Source organism: Cellvibrio sp. UBA7661, from assembly GCA_002483365.1.
Lineage (GTDB): Bacteria > Pseudomonadota > Gammaproteobacteria > Pseudomonadales > Cellvibrionaceae > Cellvibrio.
The window spans coordinates 81,399-107,390 of record DLHT01000011.1; the positions used below are offsets into that span (position 1 = coordinate 81,399).

Annotated in this window: 15 protein-coding genes; 13 read left to right on the top strand and 2 right to left on the bottom strand. The window is 47.0% G+C overall.

Features of this window, described 5'->3' with window-relative positions; all coding sequences use genetic code 11:
- Positions 1–131: 131 nt before the first annotated feature.
- From B2739_RS09150 to B2739_RS09195, 10 genes are all read left to right on the top strand, one after another.
- Positions 132–1,088 (top strand): glycoside hydrolase family 43 protein, encoded by a 957-nt coding sequence (locus B2739_RS09150; RefSeq protein ID WP_331345558.1) that lies wholly within the window; start codon positions 132–134, stop codon positions 1,086–1,088.
- A gap of 154 nt (positions 1,089–1,242) precedes the next feature.
- A complete protein-coding gene (locus B2739_RS09155) occupies positions 1,243–2,934 on the top strand; it encodes a ribulokinase (protein WP_331345559.1) in 1,692 nt (563 codons plus the stop codon).
- A 4-nt stretch (positions 2,935–2,938) separates the two neighbouring features.
- Positions 2,939–3,631, top strand: a complete 693-nt coding sequence (locus B2739_RS09160) for an L-ribulose-5-phosphate 4-epimerase (protein WP_331345560.1) — start codon at positions 2,939–2,941, stop codon at positions 3,629–3,631.
- A gap of 51 nt (positions 3,632–3,682) precedes the next feature.
- On the top strand, positions 3,683–5,200 hold the full coding sequence (gene araA, locus B2739_RS09165; protein WP_331345561.1) for an L-arabinose isomerase: 1,518 nt from the start codon (positions 3,683–3,685) through the stop codon (positions 5,198–5,200).
- Between the two features lie 164 nt (positions 5,201–5,364).
- Entirely contained in the window at positions 5,365–6,942 is a 1,578-nt protein-coding gene (locus tag B2739_RS09170; protein WP_331345562.1) for a DUF6351 family protein, read from the top strand.
- 104 nt (positions 6,943–7,046) lie between these two features.
- Positions 7,047–7,646, top strand: coding sequence for a beta-phosphoglucomutase family hydrolase (locus B2739_RS09175; RefSeq protein ID WP_331345563.1), 600 nt, complete (start codon positions 7,047–7,049; stop codon positions 7,644–7,646).
- Positions 7,647–7,829: 183 nt separating this feature from the next.
- The gene (locus B2739_RS09180; protein WP_331345564.1) at positions 7,830–9,221 is read left to right on the top strand and encodes an MFS transporter; all 1,392 of its coding nucleotides are present in this window, start codon (positions 7,830–7,832) and stop codon (positions 9,219–9,221) included.
- A gap of 102 nt (positions 9,222–9,323) precedes the next feature.
- On the top strand, positions 9,324–10,292 hold the full coding sequence (locus B2739_RS09185) for a glycoside hydrolase family 43 protein (RefSeq protein WP_331345565.1): 969 nt from the start codon (positions 9,324–9,326) through the stop codon (positions 10,290–10,292).
- 731 nt (positions 10,293–11,023) lie between these two features.
- On the top strand, positions 11,024–12,562 hold the full coding sequence (locus tag B2739_RS09190; protein WP_331345566.1) for a methyl-accepting chemotaxis protein: 1,539 nt from the start codon (positions 11,024–11,026) through the stop codon (positions 12,560–12,562).
- 38 nt (positions 12,563–12,600) lie between these two features.
- On the top strand, positions 12,601–12,897 hold the full coding sequence (locus tag B2739_RS09195; RefSeq protein ID WP_331345567.1) for a hypothetical protein: 297 nt from the start codon (positions 12,601–12,603) through the stop codon (positions 12,895–12,897).
- Between the two features lie 124 nt (positions 12,898–13,021).
- Here B2739_RS09195 and B2739_RS09200 read toward each other — a convergent pair whose 3' ends face one another.
- The gene (locus tag B2739_RS09200) at positions 13,022–13,915 is read right to left on the bottom strand and encodes a TIM barrel protein (protein WP_331345568.1); all 894 of its coding nucleotides are present in this window, start codon (positions 13,913–13,915) and stop codon (positions 13,022–13,024) included.
- A gap of 388 nt (positions 13,916–14,303) precedes the next feature.
- Between B2739_RS09200 and B2739_RS09205 the strand changes: the two genes are divergently transcribed.
- On the top strand, positions 14,304–17,699 hold the full coding sequence (locus tag B2739_RS09205; protein ID WP_331345569.1) for a LamG-like jellyroll fold domain-containing protein: 3,396 nt from the start codon (positions 14,304–14,306) through the stop codon (positions 17,697–17,699).
- A gap of 104 nt (positions 17,700–17,803) precedes the next feature.
- Positions 17,804–20,626 carry a TonB-dependent receptor gene (locus B2739_RS09210; RefSeq protein ID WP_331345570.1) on the top strand — a complete coding sequence of 941 codons (2,823 nt, stop codon included), beginning with the start codon at positions 17,804–17,806 and terminating at the stop codon, positions 20,624–20,626.
- A 407-nt stretch (positions 20,627–21,033) separates the two neighbouring features.
- Here the strand turns inward: B2739_RS09210 and B2739_RS09215 are convergent, their stop codons facing one another.
- On the bottom strand, positions 21,034–22,665 hold the full coding sequence (locus tag B2739_RS09215; RefSeq protein WP_331345571.1) for a sodium:solute symporter: 1,632 nt from the start codon (positions 22,663–22,665) through the stop codon (positions 21,034–21,036).
- A 477-nt stretch (positions 22,666–23,142) separates the two neighbouring features.
- Here B2739_RS09215 and B2739_RS09220 point away from each other — a divergent pair, with 477 nt between their 5' ends.
- Positions 23,143–25,935 carry a TonB-dependent receptor gene (locus tag B2739_RS09220; protein WP_331345572.1) on the top strand — a complete coding sequence of 931 codons (2,793 nt, stop codon included), beginning with the start codon at positions 23,143–23,145 and terminating at the stop codon, positions 25,933–25,935.
- Positions 25,936–25,992 lie beyond the last annotated feature (57 nt).

Here is a 25,992-nt window from a genome sequence, read left to right on the forward strand (position 1 = left end):
TTTAATTGTATTATAATATCAATATAAATCAACCCCGTTACAACTCGGGTACAACTACAACGCGAGTACTGGCACGCAACGGGTGCACAGTGAAATAGAATATAGTAAAAAAGACAATAAGAGAGGTAGTAATGCAGCGTTTAATTAAATCACTGATGGTGGCTTCTATTGCGGCGGCGGGTATCGCCCAGGCTGCTAACCCTATTTTTACCGATGTGTTTACTGCCGACCCTGCCGCACTGGTGCATGACGGCAAGGTTTATCTGTATACCGGGCACGACGAAGCCAAAGACAACACCAAATTCTTTGAGATGCACGACTGGCTGGTATGGTCATCCGATGACATGGTTAACTGGCAGGCTCACGGGCCCTTGTTGAAAGTGAAAGAATTCAAATGGGCCAAGGGCGATGCCTGGGCGAGCCAGGTAATTGAGCGCGATGGCAAGTTCTACTGGTACATCACCGCACGCCACAATGACACCAAGCCGGGTTTTGCCATAGGTGTTGCAGTGGGCGATAGCCCGCTCGGCCCATTTAAGGATGCGCTGGGTAAAGCATTAATCACCAATGACATGACTACCGATACTAAAAATGACTGGGACGATATCGACCCTTCGGTATTCATTGATGATGATGGCCAGGCCTACTTGTTTTGGGGAAATACCAAAGCTTATTACGCCAAGCTCAAGCCCAATATGATCGAGCTGGATGGCCCGATTATGCCCATCAAAACCCTGCCGGAATTTACCGAGGCAATCTGGGTGCACAAATATAAAGGCAACTACTACTTGTCTTACGCGATGGGTTTCCCCGAGAAAATCGGCTACGCCATGAGCAAAAGTATTACCGGCCCTTGGGAATACAAGGGGATACTGAATGAAGTGGCGGGCAATACGCCGACTAACCATCAGGCGATTATTGAGTTCAACAACAAGCATTACTTCATTTATCACACCGGTGCCGGCAGGCCGGATGGTGGCCAATATCGCCGTTCGGTGAGTATTGATGAGCTGTTCTACAACGCGGATGGCACCATCAAGCGCATTATCATGACCAGTGAAGGCGTGAGTGCCAACAAGGCCAAATAAAGCCTTGTGAAATAGCGGAAAACTGTCCCCCGATAGCGGTAAACCGATTGACAGGGGGATAGGCTTATTGAGAATATATTGTCATACAATATTAATATCCTCTAGTGAGGCAATATTAATAAAATAAACAGATCGACGTTACAGGTGGAAAAACATGACCTCTTATGCCTTGGGGTTGGATTACGGTTCTGATTCGGTCAGAGCACTTTTAGTAGATGCCCTTACCGGCAAAGAAGTCGCGAGCAACGTGGTGTATTACCCGCGTTGGAAAAAAGGGTTGTTCTGCGTGCCCGCTAAAGACCAATTCCGCCAGCACCCGCTGGATTATCTGGAAAGTCTTGAGCAAGTCGTGCAGGGGTTATGGAAATTGGCACCTGCGGGCGCAGCCCAGGCGGTTGTCGGTATCAGTTTTGATACCACCGGTTCTACTCCTATCGCTGTCGATAGCGAAGGTGTTGCGCTTGCACTGAAACCGGAATTTGCCGAAAACCTTAATGCGATGTTCGTGCTCTGGAAAGACCACACGGCTATCAAAGAAGCGCAGGAAATTACTGCCGCGGCCAATAAATCAGCAACTAATTATTTGAAATACGAAGGGGGAATTTATTCCTCCGAGTGGTTCTGGGCAAAGGCGCTACACGTATTGCGTGAAGATGCTACGGTCGCCAAGGCGGCCTATTTATGGGTAGAGCATTGCGATTGGATGTCGGCTGTTTTGACCGATACCACCCACCCAAGCAAATTGCGCATGGGGCGCTGCGCCACCGGCCATAAATTAATGTGGCACGAGAGCTGGGGCGGTTATCCACCGAATGATTTTTTTGTTGGGATCGATCCACTACTGAATGGCCTGCGCGATCGCCTGCCAGCAGAAACCTTTACCTCTGATCAAGTGTGCGGTGGCCTCACGGCTCAATGGGCAGACAAGCTCGGCATTCCTGCAAATACCCCCGTAGGTTTCAGTGCATTTGATTGCCACATGGGCGCTGTTGCTGCGCAAGTAAAACCGGGTGTACTCACCAAAATTATGGGCACTTCCACGTGCGATATTACTGTCGCGAGCTACGAAGCTGTTGGCAATAAATCGATTCGCGGTATTTGCGGCCAGGTAGATGGTTCGGTGTTGCCGGGTTTTGTGGGTTTGGAAGCAGGGCAGTCTGCATTTGGCGATTTGTATGCATGGTTCCGCAATCTGGTGAACTGGCCAGTGCAAAACCTGCTGGCGAATTCAGCGCTGCTCGATGAAGCAACCAAACAAAAACTCGCTGAAGAAATTGAAAGCAATACGCTGGTTGCATTGGGCAATGCCGCAAGTGCATTACCCCTTGCCGATGCGAATATCACTGCGCTCGATTGGGTTAACGGCCGTCGCACACCCGATGCAGACCAAACCGTTTCCATGGCGATTGCCGGATTAAAAATGGGCAGCGAAGCGCCGCATATTTTCCGTGCATTAGTTGAAGCAACCGCGTTTGGTGCGCGCGCTATTATCGAACGCTTTAAAGACGAAGGTATTGCAGTCAATTCTGTTGTAGCGATTGGCGGTATTTCTAAAAAATCTGATTTTGTGATGCAAACCTGCGCCGATGTTTGGAATTGTCCCATCGAAGTATTGGAGAGCGAACAGAGTTGTGCATTGGGTGCGGCGATTTTCGCTGCGGTTTGCGGCGGTGTTTATCCTACCGTTGCCGATGCACAAAAAGTAATGGCATCGCGCACCTGCAAAACCTATACGCCGAATGCACAAGCCGCCGCAATTTACGATGCGCGTTATCAGCAGTATCAAGCGCTGGGGCAGTTCGTCTCTTCATCAACACTCTCCTCAGCAGCATCAGGGGAGGCGTAACGCAATGAGTTACACCGAATTAAAACGCGAAGTCTACGAAGCCAACATGGAATTACAACGCCGCAATCTGGTGGTGTATACCTGGGGCAATGTTTCGCAGATTGATCGCGCTAAAGGCGTCATTGCCATCAAACCAAGTGGTGTCGCGTATGAAGTGATGACACCGGACGATATTGTGATTGTGGATTTGGAAAATAATATCGTGGAAGGGCGTATGCGTCCTTCATCCGATACCAAAACTCACACGCATTTGTATCGCCATTTTGAAACCATTGGTGGCGTTACTCACACCCATTCCACTTATGCAACGGCATGGGCGCAAACCCAGCAAGCGATTCCTTGCTACGGAACGACGCACGCCGATTATGCCTATGGCGAAATTCCTTGCACGGCGGTGATGACTGACGAGCAAATCGAGCGCGATTACGAAGAAGAAACCGGTGTGCAAATTACCGATTGTTTTAAAGATCGCAGCCCGAAAGAAGTACCGATGGTGATTGTTGCCGGGCACGCGCCTTTTACCTGGGGTAAAAACGGTGCGGATGCGGTTTACCACGCAGTGATTTTGGAAGAAATTGCACGCATGGCTTATCTGACAAAAACCTTGCAGCCAAATACGGCAGCGTTAAAGCAGGGCATTGTGGATAAACACTATTTGCGCAAGCACGGTAAAAATGCTTATTACGGGCAGAAGTAAATAACCCAACAAAAAAATTGAAAAGTGAAAAATTTTCCTGAGGAAAAAAACATGAAAATCTACGGCGATAAAGAAGTCTGGTTAGTTACCGGTTCACAACATTTATATGGCCCAGGCGTATTGAAACAAGTCGCCGAGAACAGCCAAAAAATTGCAGCAGGCTTAACTGAGTCGGCCAACATTTCTATCAAGATTGTTGCGCAAGAGACCGTTAAATCACCAGCAGAAATTCTTGCGGTTGCGCAAGCAGCTAACAGCAATCCGAATTGTGTGGGTTTGATTTTGTGGATGCACACTTTCTCCCCTGCAAAAATGTGGATTGCCGGTTTAACCGCATTAAACAAGCCTTACATGCACTTGCACACTCAGTTCAATGCTGAGCTGCCGTTTGCCGACATCAACATGCACTTTATGAACCTCAACCAATCTGCGCACGGCGACCGCGAATTTGGTCACGTGAGCACTCGCTTGCGTCAGGAGCGCAAAGTGGTGGTAGGTCATTGGGCAACAGAATCCGTGCAAAAACAAATCGACAGCTGGTGCCGCGTGGCAATGGGCTGGCATGCAAGCCAAACATTAAAAGTAGCACGTTTTGGCGACAACATGCGTCAAGTGGCGGTAACCGATGGCGACAAAGTTGCTGCACAAATTAAATTTGGTTACGAAGTTCACGCCTACGGTTTGGGCGATCTGCAAAAAGTAGTTGATGCAGTGACCGACGAACAAGTAGCGGCGCAAATCGAAGTCTACAAAAAAGAATACGATGTAAACCCGGCGATTTTTGATGACGAACATCAATTCCAAATGCTGAAAAACGAAGCGCGTTTGGAGCTGGGTATGCTGAAGTTTTTAACCGACGGCGGCTTCGGTGCATTCACCAACTGCTTTGAAAATCTGACCGGTTTGACCAACCTGCCTGGCCTTGCAACCCAACGTTTAATGGCGGCTGGTTTTGGTTACGGCGGCGAGGGCGATTGGAAAACGGCAGCCATGGTGCACATTTGTAAAGTGATGTCCAAAGGCCGTGCTGGTGGTTCATCCTTTATGGAAGATTACACCTATCACTTTGGCGGTGTTCATGCCGGTGGTGTCGATCAAGTACTGGGTGCGCACATGCTGGAAGTTTGTCCTTCTATCGCTGCGGCAAAACCAAAATTGGAAGTTCACTTGCACACCATCGGTTGCCGCAATGACATCGCGCGTTTGATTTTTACCGGTAAAGCGGGCCCTGCGTTGTGTATTTCGCTGATTGATATTGGCACTCGCTTCCGCGTGATCATCAACGAAGTGGATACCGTTAATCCACCGCAAGAATTGCCGAATTTGCCTGTTGCAAAAGCGCTGTGGGAACCGCGCCCCAACTTGGAAATTTCTGCCGCTGCCTGGATTCAAGCCGGTGGCGCACACCACAGTGCTTACACCCAAGGTGTGACTGCTGATGAAATTGTGGATTACGCAGAAATGGCTGGTGTTGAAGCGGTTGTGATCGGTGAAGACACCACTGTGCGTGCATTCAAAACCGAATTGCGCCACAACGCCGCTTACTTTCATCTGAAAGATGGTGTGTAAGCCATTTGAGAGATGGTGTGTAAGCGTTTGAAATCCGCAGCAGCGCGGATCTAAAAAAGAGTGTGTCGCCGATAGCGCTAAAGCTGTCGGTGATTTCACTCGCGATTTTCTTAATTACAACAATAACTATTGCCGTTTTTGAGCGAGGAAATTCTGTGCGAACGATGAAAAATGTACTGGGATTGTTGGTTAGCGTTGCGTTCTTGTCCTCTTGCTCATCCAGCACGCAAACCGCTGCTGTAGAAAATGGTAATAGCTGTAGTCAGTTGACTGGCTATCAATCACACGATAATTCGGTGGTCATTAAAAGTGCGAGCATGGTGCCAGAAGGGCCGGTACCTGCAGTGCCTTATCAACGCCCCTATGCAGGTACTCTGTCGAGCTATTGCCGTGTGGATGGTGTAATTGATGAGCGCATTGGTGAAGGCGGTAAGCCTTATGCGATTGGTTTTGCGATTGCCATGCCAGAAAAATGGAATGGCCGTTTTATGATGCAAGGTGGTGGCGGTTTGAATGGTTCTGTCGCAACTCCTTTAGGCAGCAACGCAGCCGGTGATATGACGGCACTGCAACGCGGTTTTGCGGTAGTCACTACCGACACCGGTCATCAAGGCACGCACGGATTTGATGCGAGTTTTTTTAGCGATCAGGAAGCAACACTGAATTTTTTGTATCAAGCAATTGGCAAAGTAGCGATCGCATCCAAACATATTGTTGCGCAGTATTACGCAAAACCGATCGAACATTCCTACTACATGGGATGTTCAACCGGTGGCCGTGAAGCCATGATTATGTCGCAGCGTTACCCGCGTTTGTTTGATGGCATAGTGGCCGGCGCTCCTGCCATGCGCACCAGCTTTTCCAATCTCGCCGACAAGTGGGTGATGACTTCACTCGCCAAGGTTGCACCCAAAGATGCACAGGGTCATCCGGATGTGTCGCAAGCGTTAACCGCGCAAGATAAAACGATTGTGATGCAAGGTTTATTAAAACAGTGCGATGCAATAGATGGTGTTGCGGACAACATGATTTCCAATGTTGTCGGTTGCAAGTTTGATCCTATGTCAGTTGCTTGCAGTGCAAACAATACGCAAGCCTGCATCAGCCCCGAAAAAGCCAGAGCGATAAAAGCAGGATTTGCCGGACCAAAAAATTCACTCGGCGTGCAGGTGTATCCCGGTTTTTGGTTTGATACCGGCATCACCGAAACCCAGGGTATTCCCGGATTATTGAACCCGGGCTTTCATCCGATTGTGGGCAAAATTACCAGCACCGACATGAACGTCGATCAAGAAGCGATGGCTGCTTCTACACCGGCCGCGTTTGTGGGTGATTCAGCCTATTGGACACTGCTCAATACGTTTTCCAATAACGGCGGCAAATTACTGTTTTATCACGGCGTTAGCGACCCATGGTTTTCTGCACAGGAAACTGCGCGTTACTACGATCAATTAGTTGCGGATAACGGTGGCAAAGAAAAAGTTTCCCAATGGAGCCGTCTGTTTTTGGTTCCCGGTATGGGGCATTGCGGTGGCGGCGCAGCGGCGCTTGATCATTTGGATATGATTGACCCTATTGTTGAGTGGGTTGAGCAAAATAAGGCTCCCGCGCAAATACAGGTTACCGGGCAGGCATTCCCTGACCGCAGCCGTCCATTGTGCCCTTATCCCAGTTATGCCCATTACACAGGCTCAGGCGATTCTGAAAAAGCAGAAAACTTTGTGTGTCGATATCCTAAGTGATAATTGATCCAAACTAATGATTAATCAACTGCGATGATTGCATTCGAACTTACTGTCGGTTTGTGCTCTAATTTCTGCCTCGCCAGTAAACAAGAGAACACACGATGTACGACCATTACGATGCACTGATTTTTGATATGGACGGCACGCTGGTTGATAGCGGCCAACTTCATGAGTTTGCATGGAGTGAAACACTGAACAAATACGGTATTCCAATCGACCGCCCGTTTATGCGTTCGCTTGCCGGAGTGCCAACCAAAGGGACGATTGAAATCCTGTTGGAAAAATTCAGCATTGAGGTGAGCGCCAGCCTCGATGAAATGAATGATTTTAAAGAGCAGGTTGTGCACGACAATATGCACAAATACGTAAAACCTACTGCCTTGTTGGAAGTGGCACAGCGTTATCACGGTGTGAAGCCCATGGCAATAGGAACCGGCGCTTACACGCAAGAAGCGCAAACCATTTTGAAAATTTGCGGGCTGGATAAATATGTCAGCGCCGTTGTTGGTGCAGACCAGGTGAAAAATCCAAAGCCTGCACCGGATACATTTTTGCGCTGCGCTGAATTATTAGATGTAGATCCAACCCGGTGTGTGGTGTTTGAAGATTCAAAACTGGGTTTACAAGCTGCAGCAAGCGCGGGTATGGCTGGTATTGATGTGTTGTTGGTGCATGCCATCGAAAATGATTATTATTTATAAGCGGAGTAGTAGGTAATAGAAAGTTCCTGCACTAGATGATCGATAAAGGAAGCGGCACTTACGGAGAACGTAATGCCGCTTTTTTTCACCGTAAGATAAATAGAAATATTAGACATAAATAGAAATAGAAGCAGAAATAAAAACAGCAACACAAATAATAGAAACACGAGGTCAACCAAAACAATGCAAACACAACCATCATCCACTGCAAATGCAAAAACATTGCCGATGACAGAAAAACTATCGGTTGCAGAAAAAATTGGATTTGGCGCTGGCGATATGGCGCTAAACGTCGTGATCTCATCAATGATGCTGATCATCACCTTTTATTACACTGATATTTTCGGCCTAAGCCCAATTGACATGGGCATTTTGTTTTTCACCGTCAAAGTGGTGGGCGCAATTTCTGATCTGGTCATGGGGCAGCTCACTGACCGCTACACCTTTTTACAAGGGCGCTATCGCCCCTGGCTGTTATGGCTGGCAATTCCCTACGCGGTCAGTGTGTTTTTTGTATTCACCACACCAGACTGGGGATACGACGCTAAATTAATTTGGGCTTACTCCACCTACATTATGATGACGCTGATCACCTCCGGCGTTGGTATTCCTTATATCTCCCTGCCCAGTGCACTCACCAGTGATCCAAAAGAGAAACTGTCTGCAAATGGCTACCGTTTATTCCTCGCCAAAATTGGTGCCTTTATGGTGGCGATTGTGGTTCCTGTTGTGGCGGGCATGTGGGAAGACAAGGCATTGGGGTATCAGGTTGCCATGGCGATTATGTCGGGTGTTGGTGCGGTAATGTTTTTATTTTGTTATTTCAAAACAACCGAACGCGTCACCCACGTTGTTGAGCATCAACCCTTGTGGACGCAATTTCTACAACTGCTGAAAAATGACCAGTGGTTAATTCTGTTCGCTGTGTGTATCACAGGCACGATTGGCTATGTGATTCGCGGTTCGGTTGCGATTTATTACGCTAAATATTATTTGGGCGGTGATGATGCCTTGGTATCGGCATTTTTATCGACGGGCGTTGCAGCCGCTATTCTTGCCATGGTGGCATCCACCTGGATTACCAAGGTCTACTGCAAAATCAATTTATTCCGCTACACACAATTAGTAGTGGCGGCATTAAGTGTGGCGATCTATTTGTTTGTTGGCCGCGACGATGTGGTGCTGGCGTTTGTGTTGTATTTTCTTTTGTCGTTTGTGGTTGATCTTCATGCTCCTGTATTTTGGTCCATCATTTCCGAAACAATTGATTACGGCCAGGTGAAAAACGGTAAACGCGTATCCGGTTTTGCGTACGGTGGAATTTCTGTAGGGCAAAAAGCCGGTATGGGCATTGCGGGTTTAATGGTTGGTTGGCTGTTGACTTATTTCCAGTATGTTCCCAATCAGGCGCAATCGGATTTTTCATTAATGGGAATTGCATTAATGCTATCGATTATCCCCGGATTTTTCCATGCCTTGATGGGCCTATTGATGTTTTGGTATCGCATTAACGATGGTTATTACGCTGGTCTCAAAAATGAAATGCGCGCAAAAGGTTACATTGCAGAGCATTAATATTTGTGTAGGTTGGCGGTGAGGAACGAACCCCAACATGTCAATCCAAGAATTAAATAGAAAGTTTTATTAAGAATTAAATAGAAAGTTTGGAGAAAAATTGTGAGCGAATTATTAAAGCCGTTAATTCCACAACGTGCAGACCCCTTCGTGTATAAACACACCGATGGTTATTATTACTTCACTGCGTCTGTACCCAAGTATGACCGCATTGAATTGCGTCGTGCAAAAACCATCGCCGAATTGGCTACTGCACCAACCGTCGATGCGTGGCACAAGCCAGATACCGGACCTTACAGTGAGCTGGTTTGGGCACCGGAAATCCATTTCAATAAAGATCCATCATCCGGCGAATATGCGTGGTACGTGTATTTTGCTGCAGCGCCCAGTCGTGAAATTAAATTCAATTTATTTCAGCACCGCATGTATGCCATCCGCAATAAAAATGCGAATCCCTTGGAAGGCGAATGGGAGTTTATGGGGCAGGTAGATTCAGGTATTGATACATTTTGTCTGGATGCGACCACATTCACCCATAACGATGTGCTCTATTACGTGTGGGCACAAAAAGATGTGGACATTCAAGGTAACTCCAACATTTATATCGCCCCTATGAAGACTCCGTGGGAATTGGCGAGTGCACCCGTCATGCTCACCAAGCCGGAATTTGAATGGGAAATTCGCGGTTTCTGGGTAAATGAAGGCCCATCGATTGTGAAGCGCAATGGCAAAATCTTTTTGAGTTACTCCGCTAGCGCCACCGATGAAAACTACGCAATGGGTTTGCTGTGGGTAGATGAGAATGCGGATTTATTGAATCCACAAAACTGGACTAAATCCAAAGAACCGGTGTTATGTTCCGATATTCCCAATAAAATTTTTGGTCCCGGCCACAACAGTTTCACCTACGCAGAAGATGGCGATACCGTGATGCTGGTTTACCATGCGCGCACCTACACTGAAATTGAAGGCGACCCCTTATGGAATCCTGACCGCCATACGTTTGTTAAACCACTGCGCTGGGATGACAAAGGCATGCCGGTATTTGGTAAGCCTTCAATGATTGATTAATGGTTATCCGTCAAAAATTAACCAACACAAATATCGGCCAGCATAAAAACCCGCTATGAAAATGGCGGGTTTTTATTTTCTGCTGATCGAATAAGTTGTTGCGTCCAGTGCAGTTAAAATCTATTTGTGTAAATAACTGTAATTATTTATTGGGATAGATTATTTAAACACTTATCGGATAAATATTTTTAGAAATATCGACAGCATCTGCTAAACCTATATTGTTATACCTGAACTATTACAGGTGCTGTAAGCACAATAAAAAAATTAAAAATCACTACTGCAAGAGACTAACAAATGACTACAGTTCTATTTTCCGCCTGTCCTCATTCCGGTTATTCCGGTAATGCCCAGCCTTCTCTGTCTAGCATCTGTCTGTCTGCCATCTGTATTGGGACCGAAATAAGTTGACCATGTGTTTTTATTGAATGGTTTTTGATCGATCACCCATGAAGTCACAGCACATTTATCTATTGTTTGTAATTGTGCGATGACATTTTGACGTTTGGCTGCTGCCGATTTCTGGATTTTATTTTTCGTCAAATTATTTGTGATTTCGGCTGTTTATATAACGCAAATACATGGAAAGCTAAAAAATAGGCCTTAAAGTTCTATTGATTGGTATAAAAACTGATGCAATAAAAAAAATGTCTGCTAGCCTTACGCGCAAAATGTGATCAACCTCACAAATGCGTTTTTGTTAAATCTTTGTTCAAGAATTTGAGGTGCGAGTGAAAAACTTATCGCTGAAATGGAAGATTTTGCTAAGCGTTACCCTGACCTGTATTGCAGCTGTTGTTGTTACTACTTTGGTTACTGTACGCGAAGGCATTAACAGGACTGAATCTGCCATTATTGAAGATGTACGCACTCTGGCGCAGGTGTTGGGTGAAGCCAGTGTAGGGGCAATGACCTTTGATGATGCTGCAACCGTCACTGCTTCTTTGAATGGCCTGCGTGTTAGCCCGCGGGTATTGGCTGCTGTGATTTACAGTAACCAAAAGCCATTTGCCTGGTATGAAAAAAGTGTCACTGCCAAAGAGGTTCCTGCAGCATTTGCAGGTAGCCCGCGCGCATTGGGTACTGAAACCAAAGGGCATTTGCTGACGATTACGGAAGAGATCAAATCAGAAGGCGCCCGTATTGGCACTATCAGCTTGCACATTGATATGAGTGAGATTGATGACATTGTCAGTGCGGCTGTACTCAGTGCATTAATGCTCATTGTCATTATTAGTCTTGTGGCTGCATCGCTCGCTTATGCCGTGCAATTAAGTATTGTTCGCCCAGTCAATGAAGTTGTTATTGCATTGCGCGATATTGCACAAGGCGAGGGTGATTTGACCCGTCGTTTACCTGAAGCCGGTAATGATGAAGTGACAGAATTGTCGCGCCGCTTCAATCAATTTGTAGAGCACTTGCAATCGATTATTGCCAACGTTGCGCACACCGCGCGTGAAGTAAGCGGAAGTGCATCAACCTTATCGCAATTATCGCGCGATAACGAAAGTGAAATCCGCACACAGCAAAATGAAATCCAGCACATCGTCGGCGCAGTAAAAGAAATGGCAAGTGTGGTGCAGGATGTCACTGTGAGTGTGTCTGACACCGCCGATAAATCTTTGCAGGCCGATGGCGCTGCCTCTGCAGGTAAAACCCTGGTGGTTAACACCATGGGACAAATTACCGAGCTTTCAACCGATATTAAAACCGCTGCGGAAGTGATTGACCGTTTGCGCAATGAAACTGTGAGTATTGGTTCGGTGTTGGATGTCATCCGCGGAATTGCAGACCAAACCAATTTACTGGCACTGAACGCGGCGATTGAAGCGGCGCGTGCCGGTGAGCAAGGGCGCGGTTTTGCAGTGGTAGCAGATGAGGTGCGTACGCTTGCTTCCAAAACCCAAAGTTCTACCACTGAAATTCGCGAAATGATTGAGCGTTTGCAATCAGGCGCGCAGCAAGCGGTAGAAATGATGACGGCGGGCACAAGCCAGGCGAGCAATGCGGTTGTGCAAGCGAGTGATGCCAGCAGTGCGTTGGAGCACATTACGGAAATCGTAAGTGTAATTCGCGACAGGACTAACCAGATTGCCGCTGCGTCGGAGCAGCAAAGTGCGGCAACTCGCCAGATCGAAACCAATATTGACCGTATTTCTTTAGTAGCTACCCATACTGCTGAGAGTTCCAGCCGCATTACGTCCAGCACCGATAACCTGGCAGATGTGGCAGCGCGTATGGCGGAGTTGGTTGGCCGCTTCCGCGTATAAATTGTTTAGTTCTTGTTTTTTATTGGAGAGGAAAATTTATGAAGCCGTTTGTTCTTGCGTTGACTTTTTGTGCATCTTCATTGGCATCTACTATGGTATTTGCTTGCTCAAAACCGGCTGCCAAGCCTGAAATTCCGGATGCAGCAACCGTAGTAACCGCGCAAATGGTCAAGGCAAATAATGATGTAAAAGCCTACGTAAAAGCCGTGCAGGATTATGTAGGTTGCGCCGGTTTATCGCGCGCTGAAGAAAAGAAAGAAATGGAAGAGCTGCAAAAATTTGCAGAAGATTTCAACCAGGTCGTCCGCGCGTATAAAGCTCGCTCAGCGGGTTAATCCCTGACACCTTGTTTGCTAAAAACCCGCTCAGGCGGGTTTTTTTTCGGCTGTTGTTAATGAGTAAATGTATTGCTCACTAACACAGGTTAAGAAACACAGGTTAAGGCATGCAGAACCTGCATCAAAATAAATGTTGCAGGTTCTGTTTAAAATAGCGGGCGCTATCGGCTGCACTTTGTAGCGCGCTGTGCGTAAAGTTTCCGCCTTGTTCTAGATAATAAAATTCCATTCCGGCGGCAACAGGGTCGGGGAGGATACTGGGGTAATCAATTGAGCCGTTGCCAAGCTCGGTGTAGTCCCGCGTTTTTTTGTCCATATCTTTGATGTGCCACATCACGTAGCGCCCTGGCTGCGCTTTCACTAGCTCTTTAGGGGAGTGCTTGGATGAGTGCATAACCCAGAAAAGATCCATTTGTAGTTTTACCAGAGCGGGATCAGTTTCCTTCAAAATAATATCGTAACCATTCTGGCCACCCTGATCTTCAAATTCAAAACCGTGGTTGTGGTAAGCAAAACCAAGCCCTGCTGAATTGACTCGCTCACCCATACGGTTCAATTTTTCACAGAGCGCTTTGTAATTCTCAATCGATCGCTGCTCCGGTGCCAACCAAGGCCAGGTGATGTATTTCATATTCAAGGTGCGAGCACCCTCTATACACTGATCCACAAAACGCATCAGTGCAGCGTCAGACTTTTCTAACAGCGGCGCAAATTCAAAATGCCCACTGGAAACAGTGACATTGTGATCATCCAGCAGGGTTTTAAATGCAGCGGCTTTTTGTCCGTAAAAAGTACCTTGGTCACCGTTAAAACCAAATATCTCAAAATCTTCATAGCCCATAGCTGCCACTGCTTTTAGTGTGCTTATGGGATCGCGGTTCATATCCTGGTTAACGGAGAAAAGTTGAAAACCAAATTTGTAGTTGTGTTTTTTAGTGCTCGCAAACGCCGGTATAGGCAATGCTGCCGCCGCGCCTAATACGCCCATCGCTGTAATGAATTGTCTGCGGTCCATGTTTAAGCCTCAGTAATCGGTTTCTACTAGTTAATTATTTTTCTCGCAAACCCATCGGGTTCGCGGATGAGGTTTACTGTATAAAAAGGATTTTCTAAAAGCGCTCCCCGCAACCGATCTTTACACTGCCCGACAACAATTAACGGGCGGGTGCAAATTTACCTTTCTCTTTCTGTAGTTTTTCTTTGCCAAAGCGGTGGCCATATAAAGCCTCTTAACGGTTAAAAAGACATATTGTATTACAATATTATTTGGATGTAGTATTGTATGACATATATAAAAACCCTGAGCCCATGCCGCATAGCTGGAGCAGAACAGGGAGTTTGACCGGAATCCACAGAAGACTCTGGCGCTATTAATAATCAATAACTATACGAGAGGTATATTCATGAAGCTATCAAGCCTGGCGCTTGTCATTGGCGGTTTGCTGTTATTGGGCGGCTGCGGTGGCGGCGGTGACGGTAAGTCCTACAACACAGTTCCTGCATCTCCGGAGCCTACCTACAGTAAGCCTGCGCTTTCCAGTGGTATTCCATTGGCTAGCGACGGTTCAGTCGCCTTTGAAGATATTGGCGTGCACGACCCATCCATCGTTAAAGCGGGCAGTGATTATTATATTTTTGGCTCCCATCTGGCCGCTGCCAAATCCAATGATTTGGTCAATTGGGAATACATTTCGGTGCTTTCCAACAACGCGGCGGTAGATGAAAGCCCGCTGTTTAATACCTATTCCACCCAGATTGCTGAAGGTATTGCCTGGACAGATGGCTTTAAAGGCAACTGGGCGGCCGATGTGATCAAAGCGCCTAATGGCAAATATTGGTTCTACTACAACCACTGTGCACAGACTGAGGCTGACAATGGCGGCTGTTGGAACCGTTCGTATCTCGGCTTGGCTGAAGCTGATTCAGTGGGAGGCCCTTACGTCAACAAAGGCGTATTCCTGCGCAGCGGTTATCGCAACGCCAGTGAATTTTCTGCGTATCCATTAGATAACGGCCAGACAAGCTGGAATGGCGCGGTGGATCCTAATGCAATTGATCCCGCGGCTTTCTTCGATAAATCCGGCGGCTTGTGGATGGTGTACGGTTCCTATTCCGGCGGTATTTTTATTCTGGAAATGGATACCACTACCGGCAAACCCAAAGCAGGGCAGGGCTACGGTACACATTTGTTAGGTGGCGACTTCCGCGCAATTGAAGGCGCGTTCGTCATGTACAGCCCGGTAGCTGATTACTATTACTTGTTCTACTCGGTGGCCGGTTTCGCAGCGAACGATGGTTATAACATTCGTATCGCACGTTCAAAAACCCCGAAGGGACCTTATCTTGATCCGGCAGGTAATGACATCGCCAATGGCGCTGGCCTTGAGGTTGGCGGCAAATTATTGGGTGGTTTTGAATTTACCCAAGCCTTGGGTGAAGCTGCTCCATCCTGGGGTTATCAATCGCCTGGTCACAACTCGGCTTATTACGATGAAGCGAGCAAACGCCACTTGTTAGTGACTCATACTCGCTTCCCTGCATCGGCAACGGCTTATCCAAACAATATTGAAGCGCATGCTGTTCGCACGCACGAAATGTTTGTGAATAAAGAAGGTTGGCTGGTGGTTTCTCCACAGCGTTACGTTCCGTTAAATGGCGATAATGTGGTGGATGTTGCACAAGTGCCAGGCCATTACAAATTTGTAAATCAGGGCAAGGCGGTTAATAAAACCGCGATCAAATCCGGCTATATCACGCTGCATGAAAACCGCAGTGTCAGTGGTAGCGATAAAGGCTCGTGGATGATCATGGGCGACGACTCCATCAAACTGGTGTTGGATTCCGGCACTTATTTTGGTGTGCTCAAGTGGCAGTGGGATAACGGCAAAAAAGAATTGGTTCCAGTGTTCAGTGCAATGGCGCGCGATGGTGCCTCTGTATTCGGAACTCGCACCGATGGCATTGCCGCGACATCAACAGCGTTGAGCACAGTGGCAGATGCGCTGAATATCAAAACGGAATTAACGCTGGCCGATGAAGGTTATTTATTGCCGACGGTGGGTAAAAGTGGAACCACCATCAATTGGGTAAGCAGCAACGAATATTTTATCGATTCACAAGGCAATGTATTTATTCCTACGCCTGATTTGGGTGACCAAACCGTTACGCTCACCGCGAATTTATCGCTAGGCGGGCAAACTATTAGCAAAACTTTCAATGTAACCCTAAGAGCACGCCCTGCATTCAAAAATGCAGTAGCGCATTATCGTTTTGAAAATGCATTGACAGACTCAATGGGTAAATTCGCCGTTGCAAAAACCACTGACAATAATTTGTTTAATGTGGATGCCACTGCGCCAACATTTGCAGCAGGTTACGCCGGTGGACAGGCTTACGATTTCAATGGCGCTAACGGTGTTCGTTTGCCGGATGACATTATTAAATCCAGCGAATACACAGTGTCGTTCTGGATGAAAGCAGAAAACCTGAACACGCATACGCCAGCATTTTTTATGGCGACAGATGTTGATCACTGGTCAAGTTATATTCCGGGTAATGCGTGGTTCACTACGGGTTCATTGATTTGGAGTAACTACATGGGCAACTGGAATCAAGTTGTTCATTCAGCAACAGCGCCGTTAAACCAATGGCAACATGTGGCAATCACTTATTCAAACGGCATGATGAATTTATATATCGACGGTGCCTTTGCCGGTGCAATGCCACGCGATGATATTTTCAAAAATGGCGGCTTGTATGCATTGGGCGTTAACTTCGGTTGGGATTTACCATTTGTTGGGCAAATCGATGACTTGATTGTGTACGACTACGCATTGAGTAGTTTGGATATCAACGGTGCTGCAATTAATAACCTGACCGATCCTTCACAATTTGCCGGCTTCGTAAAAGATGCATTGGAATTGGGTGATATGTCAGCCGTGCGCGAAAATTTTGATTTGTTGCGCGTTGGTCCATTTGTATCCGGAATTCGTTGGACTTCAAGTGATGAAAAATATTTGAAACCAACCAACGGTGTTGCTGTGGTAATGCAACCGACTGCCGATGAAGGTGATAAAACCGTTACCTTGACTGCGCATATCAATTATCAAGGTTTTACCGATACCAAAGAATTCCAGGTAACTATTAAATCGCTTGCACCGGCTGAATACAGCTTCGAAAACAGCTTGGCATCACTGAACGATGTTGCACCAGCGGGCACGGTAACTGGCGATCGTATCGGCAACACCGGTGGTGCGGTTAGCTACGTGGAAGGTGTAAAAGGCCAAGCGGTCAATCTGAATGGCGCATCCGGTATTCGCTTACCCGATAATTTAATTACGACTAACAGCTACACCATTTCCCTGTGGTTAAAACCCACCACATTTACGGATTACACCACCGCGTTTTTTGGTGGCGCTAATGCCAACTATTGGTTGAGCCTGGTTCCGTCTATGGCGGGCACTAGTAAAACCCGTGTGTGGGCAAACGGTCCGTCTTTCTACGACAACGCTGAATTGGCTAACCGTATTCCTGCGGGGCAATGGACGCATATTGTCATTATGGTGGATGGTGAAAATAACAACACCATCAAACTGTTTGTGAATGGCTCCTTGCAAGTGACATCAACGGATTTCCGCCGTGTGATGACGGTTGCGGGTGACACCAATGAATTTGCGCTGGGCGTGAATTATTGGGATACGCCATACAACGGTGCCATCGATGAGTTGAAAGTGTTCACTGGCACCATCAGCGCAGAAAAAATTAACTCACTTTATCAAGAAGGTTCAACTGCCCAGTAATGCGCAGCCGCGAGGGGTTTGTTCCCCTCGCACCTGAATGCTTTTTGATTGAGTTAATGCACTCACATTAACTCAAATTTATTAAAAAAATTTGGAGTTGAAAAATGTATAAGAAGACAGCTTTAGCCTCAGCGGTATTGGCCGCAATGATGGCGCAAATCAGTGTTGCCCAATCACAACAACAATCACAACAACAATCACAACAACAATCACAACAAGAAGAACAAATTGAAGAAGTGACAGTACAAGGTATTCGCAGCAGTTTGACCAAAGCATTGGATATCAAACGTGACAATACCCAAATTATTGATGCAATCGTTGCAGAAGATATTGGTAAATTTCCTGATAACAACGTCGTAGAAGCATTGCAACGCGTCACCGGTGTGCAAACGACCGGCCGCGGCGGCGGTGAAGTGACCGGTATTTCGATCCGCGGTTTGACTGACGTTCATACCACCGTGAATGGCCGCGATGTATTTACCGGTGCTGGTCGCGATGTTGCAATTTGGGATATTCCCGCAAGCTTGCTGAGCAGTGTGAATGTGTATAAAACGCGTTCTGCTGATCGCACCGAACGCGGTATCGCCGGTTCTATTGATGTAAAAACCAATCGCCCGTTTATGTTTGACGGTGAAAAAGTGGTGTTGGCCGCACGCGGTATTTATGCCGATCAGCCCGATAAAATTGATCCTAACGTAAGTGCGCTCTACAGCAATCGCTGGGAGTTGGAAAACGCTGGCGAAATCGGCGCGTTGATCAATATTGGTTACGCCGAAACACATTATCGCGATGACAGCATGACCGCCGGTGCGGTATTCCCATTCTTTTCGGCAACGCCTGCATCTAACTACACGCCTTATCAGATGATCCCTAATAATTCGAGTGGCAAGCCGGTGTGGCAAGCGGGGTTGGAAAACGGTATTCCGTACAGTGCAGGTTCGACTTTGAATGTGGATGGTGAAACTGTCGATTACTTGATGATGCGCGATGCCGTTTTCGGCAGCGTTTTCTCAGGGTTCCGCAAGCGCCCGGCTGCCAGTTTTTCTTTGCAGTGGGCACCGAATGATGACTGGGAATTTTTAGCGGAAGGCTTTTACACGGGCTATCGCAATACCCAACAAAATGCCATGTGGTTTACCAACACGCTTGAGCATCAAAACGGCAACATTGCTATTCCGCTCGTATACGAAGGCACCAATGTTGTCAAAGAGCATCAAGGGCGCGGCAACGGCGGTTTCCAAAGTGGTGACTATGCCGATGGCAAAACCGATAGCTACCTATGGGCTCTGGGGGCGAAGTGGACTCCTACGGACAAGCTGACGCTGAATTCAGAGCTGGTGTTGCAAGACAGTGAATACACCAACAACTTCTTTGCGATGCGTTTTGATCGCACTGCCTATGGGTTGGATGTGGACTACAACGATCGCGATGGTGTGCCTTCGGTGGAGTTCTGGGACAACCCGGCGACCGCGGTGGATGAGTCAGATATTTCTGCCGTTGCCAACTGGAACGCCGGTACTGTCTACGACAACGGCGGTAGCAGCACGGGTGATTCTGCAGCCTACAGCCTGGATGCCGATTGGCAGCTCGATGGCAGTTTCATCGACAGTATTAAAGTCGGTGGCCGCTATCAGATCCGCGGTGCGGAAACCATGTCGCGCGATCAAAGCGCAGGAATCGGCGGCACCAGCGTCAATGAATTAATGGATTTGTTGGTTGCAGCAGGTGCCTCTGGTGATGGCTCGGGAATCGTCTATACCGCGACTAATTATTTTGATGGTCGCGCCAATATTTTCGATCGTTTCATCACCGCCAATGGCTACTACATGCTGCAAAACAAAGCGGCAGTACGCACGGTTTATGATTTGGAAATTGATCCGGTGCTGGAGAAAAGCTTCAGTGTTGATGAAGACGCGGCTGCGTTTTATGTCACCACACAATTTCACCTGGGTGACAACCTGAGCGGTGAATTTGGCGTGCGCGCAGTGGACTATCAACAAGATCTGGAATTCTGGCAGGACGGTGTTCTGGTTCCCGGCACTTCTTCTGCGCAAGAGGTTTTACCCAGCCTGGTGTTGAACTGGGATATTACCGATGACGTTGTAGGCCGTGTTGCCTACACCGAAACCCTGCGTATGCCCGAGTATGGTTCTTTGAATCCCCATCAGGATTTCCAGGATCCGCTGACCAGCACGCCTTACGGCACCGGGGGCGGTGGCAACCCACAGCTCAAGCCGACCTACTCTAAAAACTATGATATGTCGCTAGAGTGGTATTTCGCTGAAGGCAGCTCGCTGTATGGTGCCTTGTTCAAGCGTGAAATCGATGGTTTGGTGATTAACGGTAAAAAGACGGTTGTGCGCGAAGGCGACGATGGTGTTACGCGCCCTTATGTGTTGAACGCGCCCGTGAATGCGGCAGACGGCGAGCTGTCGGGTATGGAAGTGGGTTTGGTGTACTTCCCGGATAATTTACCCGCTGTGCTGGATGGTCTGGGCGTGCAGGCGAGCTACACCATGCTGGACTCCGAACAGTTGAACCCTGAGTTTGCTGAAGATGGCAGCATCAGTGGTTACAACAAATCCAAAATGAGTGGCGTGTCTGACTCATCCTACAGTCTGGTGTTGGCCTACGAGAAAGAAGGCTTTGGTGCGCGCTTGTCTTATGTATGGCGCGAGAAGTTCTACCAGGGCAACGAAGCGTCGATCTTCGCTAACCCCATCCAATTCTGGAGCCGACCTGAGCAGGATCTGTCATTCCAATTGAGTTACGACATCACCGACGAGTTGGCAATCACCTTTGATGGCACCAACCTGTTGGATGACGTTTACCAAAACTACTACGGTGAGGGGAACCAAAACCTGTTTAACTTTGGTAACGGTATCTATTCCAAAACCTATGCAGTGGGTGTGCGTTACTCGTTTTAATTCAACTGTATAGAGTTGCCAATATACAGTTGCGAAAAGCCCTGCCATGCAGGGCTTTTTTATTGCTGTTTTTTATTGTTGTTGCGCAGGAAGAAAATAATCGCAAATACACTGGACTTTAAGAATTATTAATATATTATATTACAAATAGAGTGTTTGATCGCCCGCATGACTGCACTCCTGTTGTACTCTGCTGTAAGAGTTATGTGTTCACTGGACTTAATCCTTTGTCGTTGGATGGTGTAACGCTTTTGTTAACACCACTTTTTCAACCGCTACAGTTTTCTGTAGCGGTTTTTTTATTCAGGATTCAGCCCCGCAAGCAACAAATCGTCAGGCCATAAATTAAAAGACAATAAAAAAGCGGTGCCGATATCATCGGCACCGCTTTTTTAAACCGGCAGGCCTTACCAAAAACGCCAATAAATAAACGCGGTAATACCGACAATAATGCATGTGTGGATAATATCCCACTTGTCGATGCCCGCTTTGATTTCTGTTTTTTGCTCGGCACTGATAGAGCCGTACGTCAGCCCTGCAAGCTGCGCTTCCGGTGCGGGCTTGGTGAAGAAACTGACGGCGATAACCAATACGCAAATCACGATAAATAACAGTGAGCAGTAGTACAGCCAATTCATATCGACCAGTGCGTAGAGCACGCCATCCGTTGCCAGCTGTTCTTTAAAAATAGTGAGCACCAAACGCAACATGCCCAACACAAAACCGCTGACTAATCCAATCAGCCCGGCTGCAGGTGTAATGCGCTTGGAGAAAACGCCCAATAAAAATACCACGGCAATTCCCGGTGCAATTAACGCTTGTACCAGTTGCAAATATTCATAAAGTACATCGGACACCATTTGCATAACCGGTATCCACACCACACCTAATATCACCACCGCAATGGTGGCTTGGCGGCCAACACTGAGCAGTTTGGTTTCACTGGCATCAGGCTTGAATTTTTTATAAAAATCGATGGTGAACAGCGTTGCCGATGAATTAAATAAAGAGGCGAGGGAGCTCATGAGTGCGGCAAGTAAACCGGCAATCACAATACCTTTAATACCGGACGGCAATAATTCTGATACCAACACGGCAAACGCCTGGTCGGCACTTTCTATATGGATTTTTCCCTGTGCGTGTAGCGCAAAAGCAATCATGCCGGGGAACAGGAAAATAAATACCGGCAGCAATTTTAAATAACCGGCAAAAATAGTGCCGCGCCGTGCGGCTTGGATTCCTTTGGCGGAGAGCACACGCTGGACAATATATTGATCGGTACACCAATACCAAAAACCGATAATAAATGAGCCAAAAATAACGCCTGGCCAAGGAAAGTTTTCGTCGTCCATCGGGCGCATCAATCGCATATTTTCACCATTGATTCGCTCAAGTTCAGCAAAGCCGCCGACTTTATCCAAACCCACTACCAGAATGACCAATGAGCCAATAATAAGTACCGGTGTTTGTAAAACCGATGTCCACATGATGGCTTTCATTCCGCCCAGCACCGTGTAGATCCCGGTAATCACAACCAGCCCCAGTGCAGCAATCCAGAAAAAATCAATGCCCCACAGCGAATCAATTCCCAGCACGGTTTTTAATACAACCCCGCCGGCATACACCGTTACCGAGACTTTGGTGAGCACATAGCTGACGAGCGAAATAAATGATAAAAAAGTGCGTGAGCTGGACGAATAACGGCGCTCCATATACTCGGGCATGGTGTATACCTTGCTGCTCCAATAAAAGGGCGCAAACACCCAGCCGAGCAACAAAATAATCCAGGATTGCAATTCCCAATGCGCCATTGCCATACCCGATTGCATGCCCGCACCGGATAATCCAACCAAATGTTCCGAACCAATATTGGATGCAAAAATGGATGAGCCAATCACCAGCCAACCCGCGTTGCGCCCCGCAAGAAAATAATCCGATGTGTTTTTTTCTTTTTCGAACAGTGACCAGAGCACAACGGCAACCAGCAGCAACATAAAGCCAGCCAGCACCATCCAATCCAGGGAGGAGAAATGAATCATCAGCGTTACCTTTTTATTATGTTTCAACGAGTCATTGGCGTTTAAGCCACGGCGGATCATACGTAAAACCAGATATTATTGTAAGATAATAATCGGGCGAAAATGCTTCAAAACCCCTTAATAACAGCGAAGTTACGCGTGTTTTTGTCATCTTTGATGGCGGAATAACGTTATTTTTTGGTTGGTGTGTAATAGTAAAAATGACTTTTAGTGCGGAAAATTCCATCTAAAAAAGTATTTTTATCTGTTGACGTAAATTGCTGGCGGGGATAGTATTTTATTTGTCTTACAATATGCATAATAAGTGGCGTATGCAGGCTTGGTTGTCGCTCTGTATTACCTGCTTCCGGTAATGGCGGAAAAACTTCCCCGCTTGTTTTAAGACAGTTCATAAGACAAATAAAACACCGATTTAATAATAATGATTGTTGCAGCAAGAGAACTCATCCATGCAGCAATCACATACGGGAGATCCTCATGTTCCAGAAAAAAACACTCAGTATGGCGGTAGCCATGGTTGCAGCTTTTGGTGCTGGCCTGCCTGCATTTGCCCAACAAGACGAGCAAATTGAAGAAGTCGTTGTTACTGGTATCCGCGGAAGCTTGACGCAAGCGTTGGATGTTAAGCGCAATAACACCCAAATCGTGGATGCGATTGTGGCGGAAGATATTGGTAAATTTCCTGACAACAACGTTATCGAAGCAATGCAACGTATCACCGGCGTGCAAGTCACTAACCGCGGTTCAGGTGAAGTTGCCGGTATTTCTATCCGTGGTTTGACCGACATTAATACCACCGTAAATGGACGCAATATTTTTACTGCATCTGGTTTAGCGGTTGCTCTGCAAGATATTCCTGCCAGCTTGATCAAGCAGGTGGATGTATACAAAACCCGTTCTGCATCGCAAATTGAAAATGGTATTGCCGGTTCTGTTGATATTAAAACCCAGCGCCCATTCGATTTTGACGGCAGTAAAATTGTTGTCGCTGCACGTGCAATCAATCAAGAACAAGCAGATAAAACCGACCCTAATATCAGCGTCTTGGCCAGCGACCGTTGGGAGACCAGTTCAGGTGACTTCGGTGCATTGGTAAACCTTTCATTCGCTGAAACAAATTATCGCGACCAAAGTATTACCGCTGGTGCAATGGTGCCATTTGCAACAGATAACCCACTCGCGCCTTTTGGTAATTACGAGCGTATTTTTCTGGATAAACCCGGTGTAGCTGAGAATCCCATCTGGACTCCAGGCCTGTTAAATGGTTTGCCTTCTGCACCAGGCTCTACGTTGGATATCAATGGCCAGCCGATGGAATATATCCTCGGCCGCGATGCGGTATTCGCGAGCGATTTCACCGGTAAGCGTGAGCGCTCTGCAGCGAACGTCTCGTTACAATTTGCACCTAACGACACGTCTGAATATACCTTTGAAGCGTTTTACAACGGCTACCGCAACGATTCTTTCAACTCGCTGTTATTTACTTTTGCTGACTGGTGGGGTTCTTATGCCAACAGCCCAACAGCGGCTGCCGATGCAAACGTAGTATTGTTTGAAGGCACTAATATTGTTAAATCGCGTAGCGTAAAAGATAACTGGTCGTTCACCAGTGGTGACTTAACAACCGGTAAGACCGATAGTTTTGTGTATGCATTGGGCGGCGATTGGCAGCTGACTGATGATCTGAATGTGAAGTCAGAAGTGGTTTATCAGGAAAGTACATTTGAAACTGATTTTATTGCCGCGCGTTATGAAAATGCACGCTACGGTTTGAATGTAGACTTTAATGCAGGTGGTGGAATTCCTGCGTTCAGTTTTATCGATAACCCTGCCACTGCCAATTTGAATGAAGCTGATGTTGCTGATGTTGCCAACTGGAAAACTGCCCAGCTGTACGACAACGCCAACAAAAACGAAGGCGATGCAGTCACCTTTACCACCGATGCTACTTACGATGCAGCGCTGGGTATTTTCACGCAAATTAATGCGGGTATCCGTATTGATCAACGCACTGCGGCAGAATCGTTTAGCCGTCAGGAAGGTTTTAACAACGCTGTCGCCATCACTGACGAACTGACCTACATCAACAGTGGTTTCTTTGATGGACAAGCCGATGTGCCAACAACCTGGGCTGTTGCCAATGGTTACTATCTGCGCTCCAATGCCGATCAAATGCGCAGCGTGTACGGTTTGCAAAAGAAGCGTATGGATGAAAGCTTTAACATTGATGAGTTGACTGCATCTGCCTATGTTACTGGCCAATATGAGTTTGAAGTTGCTGGCAGAAAATTGGATGGTGAAATTGGTGTTCGCTATACCGGTTCTGAAACGGATATGGAATTTACTGATACCGCTTCAGCTGGCAGAGATGTTTATGCCGATTCAACAGACACCTCCAAGTTCTTGCCAAGCCTCTCATTGCGCTATGAATTAGCAGATGATCTTTATGCACGTTTGGCTTACACCGAAACTTTGCGTCGTCCTAACTTTGCTGCACTCAACTCGCAAATTATTTATAACGAGGATGTGACCGGCATTGGTTATGGTACTGCAAGTGGCGGTAATGCAGACCTTAAACCAACTGAATCCAAAAACTACGATTTCTCATTGGAATGGTATTTTGCAGAATCAAGTTCCCTTTACGGCACCCTGTTCAAGCGTGAAGTAGAAGGTTTTGTTATTGATTTCCGTCGTCAGGTACAGCACACCAATGAAGATGGCGAAACCGGCACTTATGTGTTGAGCCAACCGTTCAATGCGTCTAATGGCGAATTGTCTGGCCTTGAATTGGGTGCAGTGTGGTTCCCGCAAAACTTGCCTTGGTATCTTGATGGCTTTGGTATCCAAGCAAGCTACACCGCGTTGGATTCATCGCAAACTACACCTATGACCAACTCAGCCGGTGAAATTACCGGAAGCAAAGAAACTGATTTGTTTGGTGTGTCAGATGAGTCTTACAGTGTTGTGTTGGCGTATGACAAAGACAATCTGGGCATGCGTTTATCTTATGCATGGCGCAGTGAGTTCCTGAACAACTACGAAGCTGCACTGTTTGCAAACCCACTGGAAATTTGGAGAAAACCAGAAGCCAGCATGGATTTACAAATCAGTTACCAAGTGACCGATAACCTGTCATTGACATTTGATGGTACCAACTTGACCGAAGAAATTTACCAAAGTTACTACGGTGAAAATGGTTCAACCACAAATAACTTCGGTTCCTCGTTATACAGCCGTACGTTTGCAGTGGGCGCACGTATAACGTTCTAAGTATGCAATACTGGTAACAGGTAAATTGCACAAAAGGCAGCTCGCAAGAGTTGCCTT